Annotated in this window: 21 protein-coding genes and 2 pseudogenes; 14 read left to right on the top strand and 9 right to left on the bottom strand. The window is 70.4% G+C overall.

Going from position 1 to position 20,623, the window contains the following annotated elements:
• The first annotated feature begins 92 nt into the window (after positions 1 to 92).
• On the top strand, positions 93 to 905 hold the full coding sequence (gene ddaH / locus D471_RS0104540; RefSeq protein WP_017597534.1) for a dimethylargininase: 813 nt from the start codon (positions 93 to 95) through the stop codon (positions 903 to 905).
• Positions 906 to 909: 4 nt separating this feature from the next.
• On the opposite strand, the gene D471_RS42610 is transcribed toward ddaH, so the two are convergent.
• The 3 genes from D471_RS42610 to D471_RS0104525 are packed head-to-tail and all read right to left on the bottom strand — an operon-like array spanning position 910 to position 3,064.
• Entirely contained in the window at positions 910 to 1,173 is a 264-nt protein-coding gene (locus tag D471_RS42610) for a hypothetical protein (RefSeq protein ID WP_017597533.1), read from the bottom strand.
• Positions 1,174 to 1,197: 24 nt separating this feature from the next.
• Positions 1,198 to 2,043, bottom strand: a complete 846-nt coding sequence (locus tag D471_RS0104530; RefSeq protein WP_017597532.1) for an ABC transporter permease — start codon at positions 2,041 to 2,043, stop codon at positions 1,198 to 1,200.
• A gap of 58 nt (positions 2,044 to 2,101) precedes the next feature.
• Positions 2,102 to 3,064 (bottom strand): daunorubicin resistance protein DrrA family ABC transporter ATP-binding protein, encoded by a 963-nt coding sequence (locus D471_RS0104525; protein ID WP_017597531.1) that lies wholly within the window; start codon positions 3,062 to 3,064, stop codon positions 2,102 to 2,104.
• 244 nt (positions 3,065 to 3,308) lie between these two features.
• On the opposite strand from D471_RS0104525, the gene D471_RS40025 reads away from it, so the two are divergent.
• The 5 genes from D471_RS40025 (at position 3,309) to D471_RS0104500 (ending at position 8,862) form a co-directional block, all read left to right on the top strand.
• The gene (locus D471_RS40025) at positions 3,309 to 3,470 is read left to right on the top strand and encodes a hypothetical protein (protein ID WP_017597530.1); all 162 of its coding nucleotides are present in this window, start codon (positions 3,309 to 3,311) and stop codon (positions 3,468 to 3,470) included.
• A gap of 157 nt (positions 3,471 to 3,627) precedes the next feature.
• A complete protein-coding gene (lanL, locus tag D471_RS33005) occupies positions 3,628 to 6,216 on the top strand; it encodes a class IV lanthionine synthetase LanL (protein WP_017597529.1) in 2,589 nt (862 codons plus the stop codon).
• A 95-nt stretch (positions 6,217 to 6,311) separates the two neighbouring features.
• Positions 6,312 to 6,710 (top strand): RidA family protein, encoded by a 399-nt coding sequence (locus D471_RS0104510; protein WP_017597528.1) that lies wholly within the window; start codon positions 6,312 to 6,314, stop codon positions 6,708 to 6,710.
• Between the two features lie 157 nt (positions 6,711 to 6,867).
• The gene (locus tag D471_RS0104505; protein WP_017597527.1) at positions 6,868 to 7,827 is read left to right on the top strand and encodes a helix-turn-helix transcriptional regulator; all 960 of its coding nucleotides are present in this window, start codon (positions 6,868 to 6,870) and stop codon (positions 7,825 to 7,827) included.
• A 108-nt stretch (positions 7,828 to 7,935) separates the two neighbouring features.
• Positions 7,936 to 8,862 (top strand): GNAT family N-acetyltransferase, encoded by a 927-nt coding sequence (locus tag D471_RS0104500; RefSeq protein WP_394296844.1) that lies wholly within the window; start codon positions 7,936 to 7,938, stop codon positions 8,860 to 8,862.
• A 33-nt stretch (positions 8,863 to 8,895) separates the two neighbouring features.
• On the opposite strand, the gene D471_RS41595 is transcribed toward D471_RS0104500, so the two are convergent.
• Entirely contained in the window at positions 8,896 to 9,534 is a 639-nt protein-coding gene (locus D471_RS41595; protein WP_241479568.1) for a Gfo/Idh/MocA family protein, read from the bottom strand.
• Positions 9,485 to 9,916, bottom strand: a complete 432-nt coding sequence (locus D471_RS41590) for a Gfo/Idh/MocA family protein (protein WP_241479567.1) — start codon at positions 9,914 to 9,916, stop codon at positions 9,485 to 9,487. Before D471_RS41590 ends, D471_RS41595 begins: the two co-directional genes overlap by 50 nt.
• 865 nt (positions 9,917 to 10,781) lie before the next feature.
• Here D471_RS41590 and D471_RS0104490 point away from each other — a divergent pair.
• Both D471_RS0104490 and D471_RS39315 read left to right on the top strand, forming a co-directional pair.
• Positions 10,782 to 11,282, top strand: coding sequence for a hypothetical protein (locus D471_RS0104490; protein ID WP_017597524.1), 501 nt, complete (start codon positions 10,782 to 10,784; stop codon positions 11,280 to 11,282).
• On the top strand, positions 11,269 to 11,460 hold the full coding sequence (locus D471_RS39315) for a hypothetical protein (RefSeq protein ID WP_152486222.1): 192 nt from the start codon (positions 11,269 to 11,271) through the stop codon (positions 11,458 to 11,460). Before D471_RS0104490 ends, D471_RS39315 begins: the two co-directional genes overlap by 14 nt.
• Positions 11,461 to 11,580: 120 nt before the next feature.
• Here D471_RS39315 and D471_RS32995 read toward each other — a convergent pair.
• A pseudogene (locus D471_RS32995) lies at positions 11,581 to 11,843 on the bottom strand (hypothetical protein).
• Positions 11,844 to 12,483: 640 nt separating this feature from the next.
• Here D471_RS32995 and D471_RS42605 point away from each other — a divergent pair.
• Positions 12,484 to 13,219: pseudogene (locus D471_RS42605) on the top strand (Tn3 family transposase); the annotation flags it as partial.
• Positions 13,220 to 13,407: 188 nt separating this feature from the next.
• Here D471_RS42605 and D471_RS0104470 read toward each other — a convergent pair.
• Both D471_RS0104470 and D471_RS0104465 read right to left on the bottom strand, forming a co-directional pair.
• A complete protein-coding gene (locus D471_RS0104470) occupies positions 13,408 to 14,679 on the bottom strand; it encodes an MFS transporter (protein ID WP_017597520.1) in 1,272 nt (423 codons plus the stop codon).
• Positions 14,676 to 16,043, bottom strand: coding sequence for an MBL fold metallo-hydrolase (locus D471_RS0104465; RefSeq protein ID WP_017597519.1), 1,368 nt, complete (start codon positions 16,041 to 16,043; stop codon positions 14,676 to 14,678). The genes D471_RS0104470 and D471_RS0104465 overlap by 4 nt, the downstream gene beginning before the upstream one ends.
• 159 nt (positions 16,044 to 16,202) lie before the next feature.
• Between D471_RS0104465 and D471_RS0104460 the strand changes: the two genes are divergently transcribed.
• Together D471_RS0104460 and D471_RS0104455 are read left to right on the top strand one after the other, a co-directional pair.
• Complete coding sequence (locus D471_RS0104460) at positions 16,203 to 16,877, top strand: ArsR/SmtB family transcription factor (RefSeq protein WP_017597518.1); 675 nt, start codon at positions 16,203 to 16,205, stop codon at positions 16,875 to 16,877.
• Entirely contained in the window at positions 16,874 to 17,275 is a 402-nt protein-coding gene (locus tag D471_RS0104455; protein ID WP_017597517.1) for an aminotransferase class V-fold PLP-dependent enzyme, read from the top strand. The genes D471_RS0104460 and D471_RS0104455 overlap by 4 nt, the downstream gene beginning before the upstream one ends.
• Before the next feature lie 332 nt (positions 17,276 to 17,607).
• Here D471_RS0104455 and D471_RS40020 read toward each other — a convergent pair whose 3' ends face one another.
• On the bottom strand, positions 17,608 to 17,934 hold the full coding sequence (locus D471_RS40020; RefSeq protein WP_017597516.1) for a hypothetical protein: 327 nt from the start codon (positions 17,932 to 17,934) through the stop codon (positions 17,608 to 17,610).
• Here D471_RS40020 and D471_RS32990 point away from each other — a divergent pair.
• From D471_RS32990 to D471_RS0104435, 3 genes are all read left to right on the top strand, one after another.
• Positions 17,924 to 18,436 carry an ABC transporter permease subunit gene (locus D471_RS32990; protein WP_017597515.1) on the top strand — a complete coding sequence of 171 codons (513 nt, stop codon included), beginning with the start codon at positions 17,924 to 17,926 and terminating at the stop codon, positions 18,434 to 18,436. The two genes, D471_RS40020 and D471_RS32990, sit on opposite strands and share 11 nt — an antisense overlap.
• On the top strand, positions 18,429 to 19,160 hold the full coding sequence (locus tag D471_RS0104440; RefSeq protein ID WP_017597514.1) for a flavodoxin family protein: 732 nt from the start codon (positions 18,429 to 18,431) through the stop codon (positions 19,158 to 19,160). The genes D471_RS32990 and D471_RS0104440 overlap by 8 nt, the downstream gene beginning before the upstream one ends.
• 107 nt (positions 19,161 to 19,267) lie before the next feature.
• Entirely contained in the window at positions 19,268 to 20,503 is a 1,236-nt protein-coding gene (locus D471_RS0104435; RefSeq protein WP_017597513.1) for a bifunctional alpha/beta hydrolase/OsmC family protein, read from the top strand.
• Positions 20,504 to 20,623 lie beyond the last annotated feature (120 nt).

The raw sequence follows: 20,623 nt of genomic DNA, 5'->3' as shown, positions 1-20,623 counted from the left end.
GACCCGCGTGCCGCGTCCGGGATCCGGGGCGGCCGACGCGGTACGTTGAGCTCTCCCGAACCCCGACCCCGAGTCTCCGGGAGGTCACGCACGTGGACGGATTCACCAGCCCGGGGCTGGCCCTCACACGCAGGCCCAGCCCGGAGATGGAGCGGGGCATCCTCACCCACGTCCCCCGTTCCTCCGTGGACCCCGTGCTGGCCATGCGCCAGCACGTCATCTACCAGGAGGCGCTGGCCTCGGCCGGGTGGCGGGTGGTCGAGGTCGACCCGGCCCCGGGGCACCCGGATTCGGTGTTCGTCGAGGACACCGTGGTGGTCTGCGGGGACCTGGCGGTGCTGACGCGCCCCGGGGCCGAGGAACGTCGGGGCGAAGTGGAGGGCGTGGAGGCGTCGGTCCGCTCCCTGGGCCTGCGGGTGGCCCGGGTGGAGGCCCCCGGAACCCTGGACGGGGGAGACGTGCTCCAGGTGGGTGAGACCGTCTACGTCGGTGTGGGCGGGCGCACCAACGCCGAGGGAGCGGATCAGCTGGCACGTCTACTCAAACCGTTCGGCCGCGAGGTCAAACGGGTCGAATTCAAGGCGGTCCTGCACCTGAAGTCGGCGGTGACCGCCCTCCCCGACGGATCGCTGATCGGGCTGCCCGATCTGGTGGACGCCACCGCACTGCCCCCGATCCGGCGCGCCCCCGAGGAACCGGGGGCGCACGTGCTGCCTCTGGGCGGGCGCGACATCCTGGTCAGCGCCGCCGCGCACGCCACCATCCACGAACTGACCGCTGAGCACTGGCGGGTGCTGCCGGTGGACGTCTCGGAGTTCGAGAAGATGGAGGGCTGCGTCACCTGTCTGAGCGTCCTGGTCCCCGACCGGGACCGCGAGGGCCGGGGCAACGGTTCCGGGACCTGAGCGCTCAGGCCGCGTCGTCGAGCGCGGCACCCACATCGCGGCGGGCCCGCTCGTAGGTCAGGCCGTGGCCGACGACCACGGCCGCCACCGGTTCCGGCAACCCCTGGCGCGACGGCGCCAACAGGATGTGCCCTGAACCGACGGCCTTGTGGCGTAGGGCGATCGCCTCACACAGGCTCAGTTCCAGGACCTTCTTGGCCTGGGGGGGCGAAGGCGCCGCCCCGGAGACCCCGCCCGCGGGACCGACCTTGCCCCCGCCCCCGGACACACGGGGCGGGGGCCGAAGCGGACCTCACTGATCTGGCCGCGAGAACCGGCGCGCCGCCACGACCAGGCACAGCACCGCGAAACCCGTCAGGACCGCCAGCTCCACCGAAACCGGCACCCGCGACCCCCATACCTCCAACCCCTCGAACAGCCCCGCCGGAGCCTCACCGAGCAGACGCGCGGCCAGGACGTGACGCGCCGCGTCCACCGCGTAGGTCAGCGGGTTCAGCGCCGTGAGCGCGTCCAGCCACGACGGCAGACCACTGAGCGGGAAGAACGCGCCCGACAGGAACACCAGCGGCCCCAACAGCAACCCGGTGACCGCCTGGAAGGTCTGCGGGTTGGGAAGGGACACCGCGAGCAGGGCCCCGAGCGACGTCATCGCGAACGCGGCCAGCGCCAGCACGGCCACGAAGGACGCCAACAAGACGGGATCGTAGGGCACCTCGGCGGCGCCCGCGAACACCAGCAGCACCGCCCCGTGGCACGTCGCGGTGGCCGTGCCCGCCAGCACCTTGCCCAGCAGCAGCGACTCGCGGCGCACCGGGGCCACCAGCATCTCCCGCAAGAACCCGAACTCGCGGTCCCACAGGATCGAGGCGCCCGCCGCGAACGCGGGGGCCTGGATCGCCATCACCAGCACCCCCGGGAAGAGGAAGGTGACATACCCGATTCCCGTCTCCCCGTCCGGGACCACCGCTCCCAGGCCGATGCCGAGCGAGACCAGGATCAACAGCGGCTGGAGCAGACTGATCACCAACCGCAGGCGCTCACGGCCGAAAGTGATCATCTCCCGCTGCCACACCGCGCCCACGGCGCGCGCCTCCCCGGCCAGACGTGTGCCGACCTCCCGCGGCGACGCGTTGATCATCGCGTCCTCCCCCCAGCCGTCGCCGCACCGGCTGGCGGTTCGGTCACGGTCATCGATTTCATGAGTCATCCCCGGTGACGAGCGGCTCCGTGGCAGCGGTGCCCTGGTCGGCGACGCTGCGCCCCGTGTAGTGGAGGAACACGTCGTCCAGGCTTGGCCGGGACACCGTCACGGAGGTGACCGCCCCCTCCAGGGCGGTCACGATCCTGGGCAGCATGGCCGCCCCGTCCTCGGCCTGCACCACGACCTGCCCGTCGACCACCGTCGGGCGCACACCGAGACCGTCGGCCAGGGTGAGGGCGTCGCGTTCGGGGGCCTCGGTGCGCACCCGCACGCTGTCGCGGCCGATCCTGGCCCGCAGCTCCTCGGGGGAGCCCAAGGCCACGACGCGGCCGTGGTCGAGGATGGCCAGCCGGTCGCAGTGGTCGGCCTCGGCCAGGTGGTGGGTGGTCAGCAGCACCGTGGCGTCCGACTCGCGGCGCATGCGGTGCACGTGGTGCCACACCTCCGCGCGGCTGTGCGGATCCAGGCCCACGGTCGGCTCGTCCAGGAACAGCACCCGGGGCTCGTGCAGCAACCCGCGCGCGATCTCCAGACGGCGCTTCATCCCGCCCGAGAGGGTGCCCACCAGGCTGCGGCGCCGGTCGGCCAGGTCGGTGAGCGCGAGCATGGCGGTGACCCGCTCCCGCGCGCGGCGTCGCGGCACCCCGTACAGGACGGCGTGGATCCGCAGGTTCTCCTCAACGGTGAGCTTGTCGTCCAGGGTGGTCTTCTGGAAGACCACCCCGATGGAGCGGCGGACGGCGGCCGGCCGGGTGCGCACGTCGTGCCCGGCCACCCACAGTCCACCGGCGGTGGGCCGTGTCAGCGCGCACAGCATCGCGATCGTGGTCGACTTCCCGGCGCCGTTGGGGCCCAGGAGACCGAAGATCTCCCCTGGGTGCACGAGGAGGTCGAGTCCGCACACGGCCTCCACACCAGGGAAGGTCTTGACGAGTCCCTCGGCCCGGATGGCGGGCACCCGCGGTGGGGATTCGGGCGTGGCGGCCTGACGCATTGCGGCCGTCACTCCCATTGAGGGCATGGGGGGAGTTTCGGGTTTCAATTCACTCCTCATGGGGCCAAACCGGACGCGACCTGGTGGCCAGGTGGGTTGATCCGGTGACCGAACCGTTTTCCACGCATCACAGGGGGGATTGAAGTCTTCGGCAAAGCTACACGAGGTAGCTCGCCTCTCACAATCAGTAGCCGAACGGGAGGAACCCATGGCCATGCAGGACCTGCCCCGCGACGCCGGAACGCTCGACACCACCCCGCTCGTCTCCCTCGGAGCCGAAACCGAACTCCTGTCCGACCAGCTCAACCTCGACTGCATCCGCCCCTGCATCAGCGGCTGGACCATCCGCTGCGACGGAGCCACCTTCTGACGCACGCATGCGTCTCGACAGCACGGACGTGAGCCGACCCCGCACCCGGCCACGACCACGCCGCCCCGGCCCCCGCCGGGGCGGCCCCACACGGGGTGGCCGCCCCGAACACGACGGCCACCCCACCCCCCGACACCACCGACGAGGGAGACCAACGGTGCGCGAGCACGACAGCACCCGCACCCGCACACCAGCGCTGGAGGAACGCCTGCGCCGGGCTGGACGCGTCATCACCGACCACACGACCTGGACCGACGTCACCCTCCCCAACCTCGAACTGCCGCCCCAGGGCTGGAAGATCCACATCTCCGCCCGACCCACGACCCTGGTCGAAACCCTCGGCCGCGCTCTACCCCTCCTGCTGCGGACCCCATGCCGGTTCAAGTTCGCCCGCACCACCGAAATCCTGCGCGAACTCAACTCCCACCGCTCCCGCCCCGGCGCCGTGGGCAAGGCCGTCACCGTCTACCCCCCACGCGAACACTTCACCGACCTTGCCGAGAAACTGGCCGCCGAACTCGCCGGCCTGGAGGGACCACGCGTCCACAGCGACCGCAGGATCCGCCCCGACGCGCCCGTCTACTACCGCTACGCCCCCTTCGAGGCCACCCACGCCACCGACGACAACGGCGATCTCCACCTGGTCGTCCACGACGACCAGGGGCGCGCACGGCCCGGCGGAGCCGACGGCCGTTACCACGCGCCGACCTGGATCCCCGACCCCTTCACCGGACGCCTGCCCGCCCCCGAGACGGCGGCGCCCTCCCCCGTCCTGCTCGGCGGCCGCTTCCTGGTCCCCGGCGCCATCGCCCACACCGCCGCGGGCGGCGTCTACCGCGCCACCGACACCACCACCGGGCAGGCGGTCGTGGTCAAGGAACGCCGCGCCCACACCGACGAGGACCCCACAGGAACCCGCGACGCCCGCCACCGACTCCGCGCCGAAGCCGCCGTCCTGCGCCGCCTGGAGGGCATCGACGGCATCCCCAGCGTCGTGGACCACTTCCGCCACGGCGCCGACGAGTTCCTCGCCACCACCGACCTCGGCCCCCGGGACCTGCGCACCGACGTGGCCACCCACGGCACCCACACCACCACCGACCGGGACCCGGGCCGCCTCGCCGCCCGCCTCACCCGCCTGGTCGACGCCGTGCACGCCCGCGGCGTCCTCATCCGCGACCTGGCCCCCAAGAACGTCGTCATCACCGACCAGGGCCACCCCTGCCTGGTCGACTTCGAGATCAGCCACACCCTCGACGCCCCCGACCCCCACCCGCCCCGCGGCTGGACCCCCGGCTACTCGCCTCCGGAACAGGAACACGGCGCACCCGCCCGGCTCGAGGACGACCTCTACTCCCTGGGCGCCACCCTGCTCTACGCCGTCACCGGCGTCGACCCGCCCTCCCGCGCGACCCGGGCCGTACCCGACGACGGCCGGGCCCGCACCATCCTCGCCGCCCTGGGCGACCGAACCCCCGCCGTGGCCGGAGTGATCCCCGACCTGATGTCACCCGACCCCGCACGGCGCGTCCACGCCATGGAGCTGCTCCGCTCGGGTCACGCCCCCCAACCTCCGAACGCCGACCCCCGCTACACCGTCACACCCGCCGGAGTGGACGCGCTCGTCACCACGGCACTGGACCAGACCCACGAGGCCGCCCGCGCCCTGCTCACCGGCCGCGACCGCTCCCCCGCGGGCGCACCAAGCCCCACCAACCAGTACCAGGGGGCGGCCGGGATCGGCATGGAACTCCTACGCCACCACGACCCCCGCTCACGCTCCCTGGCCCACGCCCTCGCTCACTGGACCTCGGGCTTCCTGGCCCTGCGCCCCGCACCACCCGGGCTGCAACTCGGCTCCTGCGGCACGGCCGTGTTCCTGGCCATGGCCGCCCGCGAACTCGACGACCCCACCCTCACCGACGCGGTCCGCCCCCTGGCCCGAACCGTCCCCGAGACCGTCTCCTCCACCGACCACACCTCCGGCCTCGCGGGGATCACCCTGGCCCAGCTCCACCTCTGGCGCCTGACCGGAGACCAGACCCGCCTCGACCTGGCCCGGCGCGGCGCGCGGCTCCTGGTCGACATCGGATCCGCCGCCACCGTCCGCGCCTGCCCGCCCGACCCGGGCGACCACGACGCCACCACCTCGCACCTGGGCCTGGCCCACGGCCTGGCGGGCGTGACCCACGCCCTGCTGTGCCTGGACGCGGCCGTCGGCGACCCCGCCGCCCGGGCCGAGGCCACCGCCGGCCTGGAGGTCCTCGCCCACCTCCTGCCGCCGCTGCTGGAACAGGCCGACCACGCCACGGCCCGCCCCATGACCCTGGCGTCGTGCCAGGGCCTGGCCGGCATCGGCACAGTCCTGCTCCACGGCGGCTCCCACACCGGCCAGCCCCATCTCACCGAACTCGCGGTGAGCGCCGCGCGCCGCTGCCGCGCGCACGCGCCCCGGGTCGCCGTCACCGGTCAGTGCTGCGGCCTGGCAGGTGTCGGCGAGTTCCTCCTGGACACCGCGACACACACCGGGGACACCGCCCACCGCGACGCCGCCCTGGGCGTGGCGGGGCTGATCCTGGTGCGCTCGGACGGCACCCCCGACGCCCCGGTCTTCCTCGACCACACCCGCGAACCGGGTGGCGGCTGGGCCAGCGGCGTCGCGGGTGTCCTGGCCTTCCTGCGCAGGCTGGCCCGGGGTGGACCGCGCGACTGGTGGGGCGACATCCCCCACGCCCCCGACATGTGATCACCACGACACCGCCGCCACGCTCCGCTCCACCGGGAACCGGGCCGCCACCGGGCCCGTTGCCAGTGCAGTCAACGACGACACGGAGGTGGAGTTTGAGCGCGGTCACCCTGATCCGCAACGAGAACCTGACCCAGCACGTGGACTACGCCTACGCGGCCACGGCGCCCGAGGCCGGGACCGTGGTGTGGACCGCCGGGGCCTGCCCCCTGGACGAGGACGGCGCCACCGTCGCCGTGGGCGACTACGCGGGCCAGGCCGAGCAGGTGATGCGCAACCTGCGCACGGCGCTCCGAGGCGCCGACGCGGACCTGACCGACATCGTCAAGACGACGGTGTACGTGGCCTCCAACCGCCAGGAGGACCTCGTGGCGGCATGGGACGTCGTCCGCGCCCACATGGGCGACCACGACGCCCCCAGCACACTGCTCGGCGTGGCCGTCCTCGGCTACGACGACCAGCTGGTCGAGGTCGAGGCGGTCGCCGTCGTCTGAACCGGCGCGTCCGGGAGCCGGGTGGTTCCCACGACCCCAACGGGTGGAGGACAGTTGCTGTCCTCCACCCCTGGCAGACTGCGGGCACACACCATTTCACGGCGGGGCCCGCGGGTCGCACGCGCGACCTCTCCGCCGTCCGCCCCGGAGGAGCCCGATGAAAGCGACCTCGGCCCGCCTGCTGCGTCTGCTGTCCCTGCTCCAGACACGCCGGGAGTGGCCGGGCGCCGACCTCGCCGACCGCCTGGAGGTCAGCCCGCGCACCGTGCGCCGCGACATCGACCGCCTGCGTGAACTCGGTTACCCCATCGAGGCCGCCATGGGCACCGGCGGCGGCTACCAACTGGGTGCCGGAGCCGCCCTGCCGCCCCTGCTCCTGGACGACGACGAGGCCGTCGCCGTCGCCGTGGGGCTGCGCACCGCCGCTCAGGGCGGGGTCACGGGGATCGAGGAGACCTCGGTGCGCGCCCTGGCCAAACTCCTCCAGGTCCTGCCCTCGCGCCTGCGCCGCCGGGTCGACGCCCTGGGTGCCTTCACCGTCCCCATGCCCGCCGCGGGACCGGTCGTCGACGCCGACACCCTGGCGCTGGTGGCCGCCGCCTGCCGCGACAGCGAACGGCTCAGGTTCGACTACCAGCGCCACGACGGAAGCCCCACCCGCCGCACCGTCGAACCCCTGCGCCTGGTCGCCCGAGGACGGCGCTGGTACCTGGTGGCCTGGGACAACGACCGTGACGACTGGCGTGCCTTCCGCGTGGACCGGATGCGGCCCCTGACGCCCACGGGTCCACGCGTTCCGCCCCGCGACCCTCCGGAACAGGGCGTGGCCGCCTACCTGGCCGAGCGCATGGACGTGCACATGTGGCCGAACAGGGCGCGGATCCGCCTGTTCGTGTCCGCGGAGGAGGCCCACCGCCGCGTCGGCGAGTGGTTCGGCCACATCGAACCGGTCGACGAGAACGCCTGTGTCCTGGTGTGCGCCGGGAACTCCATGCTCCACATGGCCTGCTACCTGGGCATGCTCGACATGGACATGGAGGTGGAGGAACCTGACGAGCTCCGTGAGCAGATGGCACTCCTGGCGGCCCGCCTCCACCGCGCCTCCACCGGGTTCTGACCCCCGATACGGCGCCCCCGAGGGCCGCGTCCGACACCGACTTCGGGAAGTAGCCCACGCACCCCCACCAAAGAACTACGCTAAGGAGTTACTTGCCTTCGTAGAGTAATGAAAGTAGGGGTGTGCGTGCCCACCCGACCCAGGTGCCCCGAACTGCGGCACCTCAACTGCCCGCCGACCCTCCACGACCTGGCCCCCGGCTACCGCGTCGCCCGCTGGGACCACCCCCGCGCCCTCTCCGCCCGCAGCCGCGACCGCCTCCACATCACCCTGCGCGACCTGGCCGAACGCGCCTTCGGAGCCGACCACTCCGGCTACTGGCACACCCGCGTCCAGTCCGGCTTCTTCGACCGGATCACCACCCTGGCCCTCATCCTCGGCCCGGACGACACCCCCGTCGGATGGGGCGGCTACCACCGCCTCCGCCTGGCCTCCCGGCGTTCCCTCTACCTGGACGCCGCCGGCGTGGTCCCCGCCCACCGCCGCTTCGGCCTGTCCACGGCGCTGATGACCCACTTCCTCACCCGGGAGGTCCTCGCCCACCCCCTGTCCAACACCTATGTGGTCCTGCGCACCCGCCACCCGGCCGTCTACGCGGGGTGGCGCAGGGGCCTGGGCACCCGCCGCGTCTTCCCCGACCGGCACCGCGCCCTGCCCAGTCTGATCCGCCGCCTGGCGGGAGAGGCCGCCGAATGGCTGGGCGACGGCCCGCGCCTGCACCCCGACACCCTGGTCGTCCGCGACGCCTACCGCATGTTCGACGGAGACATCTACGGAATCCGACCGCGCAGCGGGGACACCGGCATCGACGACTACTTCGACGACACCGTCGGCCCCAAGGACGCCGTCCTGGTCGTGGCACGCACCAACGTCCACGCGCTCGCCCGCGTGGCCGCCGCCCGACGCCTCCGGGCACGCCTGCGCCACCGCACCGCGAACGGCACCCGTCCCGCCCCCGACCACACCGAGGACGTCAGGACCGCGACGCCCACGGGCGCGGGCGCCTCCGGTCTGCTGTCGACCCCCCGGACCTGAGAGGGCGGGGTCCGCGCCGCCGCCGAGAACCGATCAGCCCGCGACCGCCTCAGCGCCCTCGTCGACGAACCCGCCGACGTCACGGACCAGATCCATCAACCGCGCCAACCGCAGACTCTCCGACCACGGCATGTCCGGGCTCTGGGTCCGCCCCTCGGCCACGCGCCGCGCGACCTCTTCGACCTCGTGCACATAACCGTTGCCGCGGTAGGGGCGGTGGAACACCTCCGGTTCACGGCCGTCACGGTGCACCGCCACCTCGGTCGGCGCCCACGTTCGGTCCAGCTCCAACCACCCCTCGGTGCCCACCAGCACCGCGCGGCCCGGCATCGTCGAACGCGACGCGCAGCTCAGCGTGGCCGAAACCCCGCCCTCACCACGGGCCAGGACGGTGGTGTGGGTGTCCACCATCCGGTCGGGGGACAACTGGCGGGTCGCCCCCACCACCGTCAGTTCCCCCAGGAAGTCGGTGGCCAGCGCCAGCGGGTACACGCCCAGGTCGAGCAGGGCTCCGCCGCCGAGCTCGGTGTTGAACAGCCGGTGGTCGGGGTCGAAGGGCACACTGATCCCGAACTCCGCCGACAGCGAGCACAACCGGCCGATCATCCCGTCGGCCACCAGGTCACGGGCCAGCCGATAGGCGGGAAGGTAGCGGGTCCACATCGCCTCCATGAGGAAACGGTCCCGGGAACGGGCCACCGCCACGGCCCCCCGCCACCATCTCCGCCACCTGCAGGGCGTTCATCGCCATCGGCTTCTCCACGAGCACGTGCTTGCCCGCGTCCAGACACGTCAGCGTGTGCGGGTGGTGCCCCGGATGCGGGGTGGCCACGTACACCGCGTCCACGCCCTCATCGCGGGCCAGCTCCGCGTAACCGCCGTGGCTCACCGGGATTCCCCACGCGTCGGCGAACTCCCGGGCCCGCCCGGCCGAACGCGACCCCACCGCCGTCACCCGCCCCGTGGGCGTCTCCTGCATCGCCTCCAGGAAGGAGTGGGCGATCCCACCCGTGCCGATGACGCCCCAACGCAGCACACCTTCGCCATCCGTCATGACGCCAATCCTAAAAACCCGGTCTTCCTCAGGCCTACTGGGGGTCTCCTCCGAACAGCACGTCAATCGCGTATGCGCAGATCAGAGCGATGAACCTCGGGATTCTCGCGTGGTCTGACGTGGGTTGAGAGGGCCTGGAGCGGTTCCATCGCTCCAGATTCGCTCCAGATCGCGACCTGGAGCGTGGCCTCTCAGGTGCCGTCGGGCGTTCTGTGTGGAGCGCCCGACGGCGTCGGCATGGTGACTTCCCGGCGGGGTCCCGAGGAGAGGTGCCGCGCTGACTGGCGTGGTCGGTGTCGTTCGTGTGACCAGTGCCCATCCGTACCTGACACGAGGTCTGAGACAGGGCCGGACGACGAACTCGGCGGTGTCGCGGTCCTCACCCGCTGTCGGCTGACCCCATGTGATAGCGACGTCGTCGGGGTCCGGGATGGAGATGCTGACGGTCTCGGGGCTTGAACAGCAACCGAACGGCCAGTGGCGGTAAGCCGCGCCGGGACAGCCCGCTAACGTCACTGGCCGTTCTGATGGCGCCGACCCATCGGGTTCTCTGTCAGCCCGACGACGAGTGACTACGCGGGCTCACCGTATTCGGCGACGTAGGCCGCGCAGTTCTCCGCGATGACGGCCCGGCCGGCCTCAGCGGTGAAATGGTCGACCGCAGTGACGGCTGGTACGGGGCCGAGGATTGCTACGGGTTTTGGCGGTAGTCCCTCCTACCTCTCACCGGCCGCAACCGATGGCCGTGACCTGTTGCTCCTACCTGCACGCGAGACAGGGAGACGGCTCGTCGGTAGCCTCTGAGAGAATCGCTCGATGATGGACAGGACGGAACACACCGACCTGCGGATGTAGGAGCGATGCGATGCGTGCAACCGACGCCCCTGATGGGTCCGTGACCCTGGGCATGTCGCAGGCCGAGGCGGCGGTTCTACACGAACTGATCGCCTTTGCAGAGTTCGCGCACGACCTGACCTCGATCGAATCGGAGAGACCCGTCGAGCAGAAGGTGCTGTCCGACGTACAGCAGGCGCTCGCGCCGCTCATCCCAGGGCTCGGCACTGACGACTACCAAACCGTAATGAACCGCGCTTACGCCGCCATCGACCCCGGCCCCTTTCAGGCTCCCCATCCACCCGGCACAGAGGAAGACGGTGCGATGGACAAGCGTGCAGTCGCCCGTGAACTCGCCGATGTGATCGCGGATGAGATCGAGGCGCAACTCGGGGTGCGCCGCCCGGACGGTGAGATGCCTGCGCTGATCGCCGACGCAATCTTGGACGCCTTCCGCATCAAGCGCGTTAACCAGGCCGACCGCCTGTCAGTTGACCCAGGGCTCGTACAAGGTCCGGATGGGACTAGCTGACGAAACCCCGGAGCACCAGGACCGGGATGCCCGCCGAGGCCAGCCGGGCGGTGAACACCTGGAGCAGGAACGTGCCCGCGTCGGGCCGGGAAGCGGGCCTGGCCCCACCCCCTCCAGCGACTCCTCGGCCTCGCCCTGCGACTTCTTCTCGTTGATCGCGTCGCCGAGCATGACCTAGCAGAACGGGCACGCGGTCGAGACGGTCTCGGGGGTCTACGACCACGCGGTACGCCGACTGACCCACTGCCGGTAGCACGAGTGGGTGCCCCGCCGAGAAAGCGGGCCACCCATCAGCAACTCAGCCGTCCTGCGACGCCGCTTCGCGGCGGTGGTACGCGGCCATCGCCTCCGGGGTATTCAGCGGGGAGGGAACCCACACCACCTCAATGTCGACCTCGCGGTTCTGGATCCGCCGTTCCCCCTCGGTGAGGTACTCCTCGGGGATGTCGAACTCACCGTCGCGGGAGCCCGGGACGAAACCGCGTGAGTGGTGTCGTGCCACTTCTCGTTGCCCATCACCTCGGGTGAGAGCCCCGTACCCGCTTCGGTCTGCTTACTCATTCCGGTTCCTTCGGGGGACCCCGGGATCCGCTCCAGATGTGCTCCAGATCCAAGCCGAGATCCTGGAAATGAAGCGACTCCCCAAGCTGTGTAGTGCTCTTTTGACCTGGTCTTACAGGAGTTGGCCAGCCTCGTCGGGCACCGTATACCGATGCATCTTAATAATCCGGTCTTCCTCAGGCCTACTGAGGGTCTCCGTCGACCAGCACGTCAATCGCGTATGCGCAGTTCAGAGCGCTGAACCTCGGGATTCTCGCGTGGTCTGACGTGGGTTGAGAGGGCCTGGAGCGGTTCCATCGCTCCAGATTTGCTCCAGATCGCGAGCTGGAGCGTGGCCTCTCAGGTGCCGTCGGGCGCTCCGCACGAAACGCCCGACGGCGTCGCGGCATGGTGACTTCCCGGCGGGCTCCCGAGGAGAGATGCCGCGCTGGGTGGCGTGGTTGATTCAACTCCGTTCGCCGCTGTTCACGACCTGACTTGGGGAGTGAACCAAGTACGCCGGAAAACGACAATGGGCTGGTCAACGGCCACGCTCTTACCAAGGCGTAGAGGTCTGCGCTTGCTACTGGTTGCGATTCGGCGAAGTGCCAGGCGAGCTCTGAAGCGTCAGCGCTACCATGCGCGGCGTTCGATACCCCCTGAAGGCCAGTCGGCGCCGGTGTTCACCCTGGCCACCCTGTTCGGGTTCGACCTGATGCCCCGGATCCGCAACTTCGCCGACCTCACCTTCTTCCGAGCCTCGGACAAGATGCTCTACCCCAGCACCGACGAGCTGTACGGGGAGCGGGGCCGCAACGTCATCGACTGGAAGCTGATCGAGCGGCACTGGCGCGACCTGATGCAGGTCGCCATCTCCATCAGCCAGGGGCGGCTGTCCTCGGCCACGCTGATGCGCCGTCTGCGCTCCAACTCGCGCAAGAACCGCATCTACAAGGTGTTCCGCGAGGTCGGCCGGTCGGTGCGCACTGTGGCGCTGCTGCGCTTTTTGAACGACCCCCCAGTTGCGGGCGCGGATCACCGCGGCCACCAACAAGGCCGAGTCCTACAACGGCTTCTCGGCGTGGCTGCGGTTCGGCAACAACGGGGTGCTGGCCGACAACGACCCCGACGAGCAGGAGAAGCTCATCAAGCTCAACACGTTGCTGGTCAACCTGGTCATCTTCCACAACGCCCTGGACATCGCCGAGGTGGTGCGCGACCTGGTCAGGCAGGGGTGGACCGTCACCGCCGAGGAGATCGCCGCCCTGTCCCCCTACATCCGCGTCCACATCTCCCGGTTCGGTGCCTACGCCACCGACGTGCTGGGGGTCGAACCGGAGGCGTTCGACCCCGCCCTGGACGAGATCGACTTCACCGTCTTGGACCTGGCCGTCTGAGCCGGCGGCCAGGTCAAAAGACAAGGAGTCCGGCGCTTCGCCGATGAGATGATCTACGCGTTGCGGTGCGTGAGCTGCGAGGTGGACCTGTGCACTACTCAGGCCGATCACCACCAGGATCAGCGCCGCAGCCGAAGGCCGGGGCGACCTCGATCAGATCCGTGCTCTGGCTCACTTGTGCTGAGGTATCAGGTTGGGCCGGGTCGGGTCTCATACATTCGTACCGCAACGGCCAGGGCCGACAGGGCGCTGACCGCCGCGGCAACCCATACGGCGGCGTGCAGCCCCATCAGGTCGGCGACGACGCCGCCGAGGATCGCGCCGACCGCATAGCCCAGATCGCGCCAGACCCGGTAGACGCCCACGGCCCGACCGCGCCAGGCCGGATGGGCGACGTCCCCGATCACGGCCAGCAGGGTGGGGTAGACCATCGCGGTACCGAGCCCGAGCAGCACGGTGCCCGCGGCCCATCCGGTGAACCCGTTCGAGGCGGCGATGATCGTCAGGGCGACGGCCTGTGTTCCCATGCCCGCGGTGATGAGGTGCTTGCGTCCGAAACGGTCGGACAGGGCGCCGGTGAACAGTTGTCCCGCTCCCCAGACGCCCGGGTACAGGGCGAAGAGCACGCCGATCTGGCCGACGGTGAGGTCAGCGGTGGCGAACAGCAGGGGGAACAGCCCCCAGGAGAGGCCGAAGTTGAGGTTGTTCACCAGCCCGGCCTGGCTCGCCGAGGACAGCGCGGGTTCCCTCAGGCTGGTCTGCGCCAGGATCTGTCGATCGGTCAGGGTGCCGTGCAGGTGCGTGTTCGCGCCGTCGGTTCGAGGCCGGTGCCCCTCTGCTTCGAGCCTGGCGTGGTCGCGGGTCTCGCGCACGAAGGCACCGGACAACAGCAACGCCAGGGCGGTGTAGGCCAGACCGAGCAGGAACGGGGCCGGGCGCAGTCCGTACTGTTCGGCTATGTATCCGGCCAGGAGCGAGGTTACCGCGACCGCCCCGTACCCGGCCGCCTCGTTCAGGCCCATGGCCAGGCCCCGTTGGGTGGGTCCCGCCAGGTCGATCTTCATCACCACGGTGGTGGACCAGGTCAGGCCCTGGTTGACGCCGAGCAGCACGTTGGCCGCCACCACCCACTCCCAGCTGGGGGCGAGTATGAGCATCAAAGGCACAGGCACGGCGAACAGCCAACCCGCCAGGAGCACCGGTTTGCGGCCGTAGCGGTCCGAGAAGGTGCCAGCGAAGTAATTGGCGATCGCCTTGGTGATCCCGAAGGCGGCCACGTAGGTGAAGATGTAGGTGTAGCCGGTGAGCCCGAACTCCGATTCGGCCATCAACGGCAGTACGGTCTGCTGCTGGCCGACCATGCCGCCGACCAGGGCGTTGACGGCGACGAGCAGGGTGAACTGCGCGGCGTTGCGGCGCAGGCCCAGGGTCGGTGTCGATCCGGTGGTGCGGGGTCTCATCGTCGGTCCTGTCCGCGCTGTGCGGCCTGGGACCACTCGTCGGGTCCTCCGGCCAGGACGCGGACGTCGGTGTGTCCGGCCCGCAGGAGGATGCTGGCGGCCCCCATCGCCCGCTCGCCGTGCCCGCACATCACCACCAGCGGCCCGTGGGGCACCCGCGGTAGGGCCTCCTCCAGTGCGGCGAGCTCGATGTTGAGGGCTCCCGGCACGTGACCGGTGTCGAATTCGGTGTCCTGGCGGATGTCGAGCACGGTGGCTTGCCCCTGGCCCACCAGGTCCTCGGCGTTGCCCAGCACGACCGTGGCCGTGGTGTCATGGCGGGCCCACTGCGCCATGCCTCCTTCCACCTCTCCGGCCAGGGAGTCGAAACCGACCTTGGCCGCCTCCCAGGCGATGTCCTCGGGGGCCTGGTCGGGAGAGCGGACGATGACGACCGGGCGGTCGGGGTCGACCAGCCAGCCGAACCAGGTGGCGAAGACTCCGCGCAGCGGGATCGACGTCGCACCGGGGACGTGGCCGGCGGCGAAGTCGGAGATCGCACGTACGTCCACCACCTGGGCGTGGTCGGCGAGCAGCTCGTGGACCTCGGGCACGGTCAGCGGCTTCAGCGCCGGAGTGTCTCCCAGTACGGCGGGACCGTGGTGGTTGACCTCGGCCAGTCGTAGGAAGTAGTCGGGGAACGTTCCCATGGACGCCAGCAGGGCCTCGACGAAGGCGTCCTCGCTCCCGACCTGTAGCAGGGGGTTGGTGGCCCGCTCCCTGCCGATGGTGGTGGTGCGCTCCCCGCCTCCGGCCGAAGAGCAGAACGAACCGGCCCCGTGGGTGGGCCACACCGGGGTGTCGTCGGGAAGTTCCATGAGCCGCTGGAGGGAGTGGTACTGGGCGCGTGCGAGCGGGACGGTCTGGTCAGGTCCGACCAGGTCGGTGCGCCCGGCGGTGCCGACCATCAGCGATCCTCCGGTGAACACCCCCAGGAGCCGTCCGTTCTCCCGGAGCAGGAAGGACTGGTGTTCGGGTGAGTGGCCGGGGGTGGCCAGGGCCTGGAGGGTGAGGGCTCCCACCTGGACGGTGTCCCCGTCGTTCAACCCGGTGACGGCGAAGTCGCGTGGGCCGACCTCGGGGGCCAGGACCGTGGCGCCCTCGGCTTCGGCCAGCTCGCGCACGCCGGAGATGAAGTCGGCGTGCATGTGTGTCTCCACCGCGTGGGTGATGGTCAGGTTCCGCTTGCGTGCTTCGGCTCGTACTCGGCGCAGGTCGCGCTCTGGGTCGAGCACCAGCGCCCTTCCCTCGCCGATCTCCAGCAGGTAGGTGGTGTTGCCCAGTCCCTCGTCGATGACGTGGATGAGCGTGGGTTCGGTCGTCATGTGGGGTCCTCCGTGTCGCGATGGGCCATCATCCAATGTTCCAAAGATATTTGGAATGTCAAGGAGGCGACGATGGGTGCCATCCGACAGCACGCGACCTCCATCTGGCCGCCACCCTCTGGATCACCTACAATAATCCAGTCATCAATGGAGGATTGTATGAGTGAGGTTGACGCTCAGGCCAAGTCGGGTCTGTACGAGGCGTTCGCCCTGACCGGCAAGGCGCTGGCCAGCGGAAAGAGACTGGAGCTGCTCGACCTGCTAGCCCAGGGAGAGCGCACCGTCGAGTCCCTGGCCAAGGCCGCCGGACTGAACCTAACCACCGCCTCGGCCCACCTGCAGACGCTCAAACGTGCCGGGATCGTCACCACACGCCGGGAGGGGGTGCGCATCCACTACCGTCTCGCCGGTGACGACGTCGCCCGACTGTTCGCCCTGCTGCGCAAGGTCGCCGAAAATCACCAGGCCACGGTGTCCACCGCCCGTGATGCCTACCTCGGTGGCGACGACACCGCCGAGATGCCCCGTGACGAGCTACTGGCCCGTGCACAGGCCGGGGACGTACTGGTACTGGACGTCCGACCGATCGAGGAGTACTGGGCCGGACACATCCCCGGCGCCCTGTCCATCCCCGTCGGTGAACTGTCCGAACGGATCGAGGAACTGCCCCAGGACACCGAGGTGGTGGTGTACTGCCGGGGCGAGTACTGCGTACTCGCCCACGAGGCCGCACGGTTTCTGACCGACCGTGGACGCAGGGCCGTCCGTCTGCACGACGGTATGCTGGAGTGGCGGCTGGCCGAGCTGCCCGTGCACGTGGGAGAGCCCGCGTGAGCGACGGCGAGCTACCCACGCACCCCGGGTTGGCAGCAGGCCCGGTCTACCTGGACCACAACGCCACCACCCCCGTCGACCCGCGGGTGGTCGAGGCGATGACACCCCACCTGAGCGAACAGTTCGGCAACCCCTCCAGCAGCCACCGCTACGGTTCGGCGCCCCAAGAGGCGCTGAACCAAGCCAGGGGCCGGATCGCCGACCTCATCGGCGCCCACCCGCACGAGCTCGTCCTCACCTCCTCCGGATCGGAGGCCGACCTGCTCGCCCTGCGTGGTGCGATCGCGGCCTCCGACCGTCCTCGTCCGCGCCTGATCACCCAGGTCAGGCCATCACACCACTGCGTAAGCCGAACAAGAGCGCTCTGCCTGACGTCCATAGGCGGTGGAAGCAACTGACGCGTTGGATCCACCGGCGCGAGAACCTCCCGGCCACCTATCAGGCCATCGCCGGACTGGTCTCCGACCGCACCGCGAACATGTGAAAAGCACGGCAGACGGGGCCATCACGCCTCACCCGCCATCACACACCAACTCGTAAGACCATCTGGTGTCCTGCGTCTGAGTGTCGTTGGATATGAGTGGTGTCTCTCCAAGGGCAAACAAGGACGGCCGGTGGGGATCCTGTCCTTCCTCGGCAGATTTCGTACAACGAACTTCAGACGCAGGACACTGGGCCATCCTCCCTTGGAACCGGCACAAGACAGCCGGGAGCAGGGCCGGGTCACCGGTCACAGACTCAGCTCCGCTTGGGGGAGGCCGACCAGCAGGGTGAGTACGTAGTCCGTGGGTCCGGCTGGCAGACCGACCTCCCGCGGATCGTCCACCGGGGGGTCGGGGTCCAGGCAGATCGCGGCGGTGCCCACGCCGGAGACCTCGTAGTCGAAGGTCTCGATGACCGAGGCGCCCTCGATCCGGCCCTCGTTGGGGAACTCTCCGGTGCCGGTGAGCTTGGCGCTGGCCGTCCGGACCGGCAGGTCCGGGACGAGGGTGGGGTCGCACTCCGAGGCCGTCCGCGGCTCGGTGCTGCTGACCCTCCGGGTGGGCGTGCTCAGCACGCTGCTGTCCGCCGTGCTCGGGGTGGCGCTGGCCCTCCTGATCCGGCGGATGGGCGCCAGGCGGGTGTGGGCGGCGCGCCTGGCCCAGGCCAACCTCGCGGTTCCGCACCTGGTGGGCGCGCTGTGCGTCCAGCTGTTGATCTCGGAGGCCGGGCTGTTCTCCAGCCTGGCCCACGCCGTGGGGCTCACCGACGCGCCGTCGGACTTCCCGGCCCTGACCGCCGACGGGTTCGGGTTCGGCATCATGGCCGAGTACGTGTGGAAGGAGACCCCCTTCCTGGCCCTGCTGGCGTTGGCCGCCCTGGGCCGCGGCGCCGATGAGCTGGAGTCCGCCGCCAGGGTGCTGGGCGCCCGGCCGTGGCAGCGGTTGACCCGGGTGACGCTGCCGCTGGTCGCGCCCGCAGGTGGTCGCCCCGGTTCCCCCGGGTCCGTTCCGGAACCTCCCGAAGCCGCCGCTGCCACGGGCGCGACAACGCCGATGCGACGATCACCCCATGTCTGAGCCGGTCACTGGCGCCGAGCCCCCTCGCTTCGACGGCATCTCGGCGCTGTACGTCAACTGCACCCTGAAACCGTCCCCGGAGATGAGCCACACCCAGGGCCTGATCGACCACAGCGTGGAGCTGATGCGTTCGGCCGGAGCCCGGACCGAGGTCATCCGGGCGGTGGACCACGACATCGCGCCAGGCGTGCAGCCGGACATGACCGAGCACGGAGCCGCGTCCGACGCCTGGCCCGGGATCTACCGGAAGGTGCTGGACAGCGACATCCTGGTGCTCGCCGGGCCCATCTGGCTGGGCGACAACAGCTCGGTGATGAAGCGGGTGATCGAGCGTCTCTACGGCTGCTCGCATCTGCTCAACGACGTCGGCCAGTACGCCTACTACGGGCGCGCCGGCGGATGTCTGATCACCGGTAACGAGGACGGGATCAAGCACTGCGCGATGAACGTGCTCTACTCCCTCCAGCACCTGGGATACGCGATCCCGCCGCAGGCCGACGCCGGGTGGATCGGCGAGGCCGGTCCCGGCCCCTCCTACCTCGACCCCGGCTCCGGCGGCCCGGAGAACGACTTCACCAACCGCAACACCGCCTTCATGACCTACAACCTGCTGCACATGGCGGCCCTGCTCAGGCGTGCGGGCGGCTTCCCCGCCTACGGCAACCGCCGCTCGGCCTGGGACGCCGGTTGCCGCCCGGACTCGGCCAATCCCGAGCACCGCTAGTGCCGTCCCAAGAGGGTTCGCCGGAACGGCGAGAGTGTCACCCCGCTGACACCGCGGGCGACGAGGAGCGCCCTGGTCGGTTTGATGCCGGGGACGGGAGGGTTGACATGACCGCATCCAGCCAGGCCATCAGCTTCGTCGGCCACCACGGTGACGCGCTCGCCGCGCGCCTGGACCTGCCCGAGGGGCCGCCACGGGCGTGGGCGCTGTTCGCGCACTGCTTCACCTGCTCCAAGGACACGATCGCCACGGCCCGGGTCGCACGGGAACTCACCTCGTCGGGCGTCGCCGTGCTGCGCTTCGACTTCGCCGGACTCGGCGGCTCAGCGGGCGAGTTCAGCCAGACCACGTTCACCTCCGACACCGACGACCTGGTCGCCGCGGCCGACTACCTGCGCCAGCACCACCGAGCACCCGCCATCCTCATCGGGCACTCCCTGGGCGGGGCGGCGGTGCTGGCGGCGGCGCACCGGATACCCGAGGCGGGGGGGGTGGCCACGCTGGGCGCCCCCGCCGACCCGGCACACGTCACCGGGCTGCTCGGCTCGTCCCGGCAACGGATCGAGGAGACCGGCGAAGCACGGGTGACGATCGGGGGCAGGGAGTTCCGTGTCCGCAAGGAGTTCCTCGACGACATCGCGGCGCAACCCCAACGGGAACGGATCCGTTCGCTGAGGGCCGGCCTGCTCGTCATGCACTCCCCGGTGGACGAGATCGTGGGGATCGACAACGCCCGTCAGATCTATGAAGCGGCCCGGCACCCGAAGTCGTTCGTCGCGCTGGACGGCGCCGACCACCTGCTCACCGACAGGCGCGACGCCGCCTACGTCGCCACCGTGCTGACCGCGTGGGCCGGTCGCTACGCCTTCGACGGCGATCCCCAGGAGAGGGGGTCCGGCCCGGAGCGGCGGGCCGAGGGCGTGGTGACCGTCACCGAGACCGGCGAAGGCGGGTTCACGCAGCGGATCACCGCGGGCAACCACCGTCTGGCCGCGGACGAGCCCCGGCCGACCGGAGACGACACCGGCCCCTCTCCCTACGACCTCCTGCTCGCCGGGCTCGGAGCGTGTACCTCGATGACGATGCGCATGTACGCCGAGCGCAAGGGCTGGCCGCTCGAACAGGTCCACGTCACGCTGCGCCATTCCCGCATCCACGCCGAGGACTGTGAGGACTGCGAGACCCGGGTCGGCAAGGTGGACCACATCCAGCGCGTGATCGGCATCGACGGTGATCTCGACGACGGGCAGCGCGATCGGCTGATGGCCGTCGCCGAGAAGTGCCCGGTGCACCGCACGTTGCACTCGGAGGTCAGGATCACCACGACACGGGCGGCCGGATGAGGGCGGAGAGAGGCCCTCTGACCGGTGTGCGAACCATGGCCGTTCCGGCTCTCACCGCGCGTCAGATGCGGGAGGTCGACCGGTTGATGACCTCCGAGTTCCGGATCGAACTGCCGCAGA

Origin of the sequence: Nocardiopsis lucentensis DSM 44048 (genome assembly GCF_000341125.1) — a bacterium.
GTDB lineage: Bacteria > Actinomycetota > Actinomycetes > Streptosporangiales > Streptosporangiaceae > Nocardiopsis > Nocardiopsis lucentensis.
Note: the sequence above shows the minus strand (reverse complement) of the source record. Positions and strands in the feature narration are given on the sequence as shown.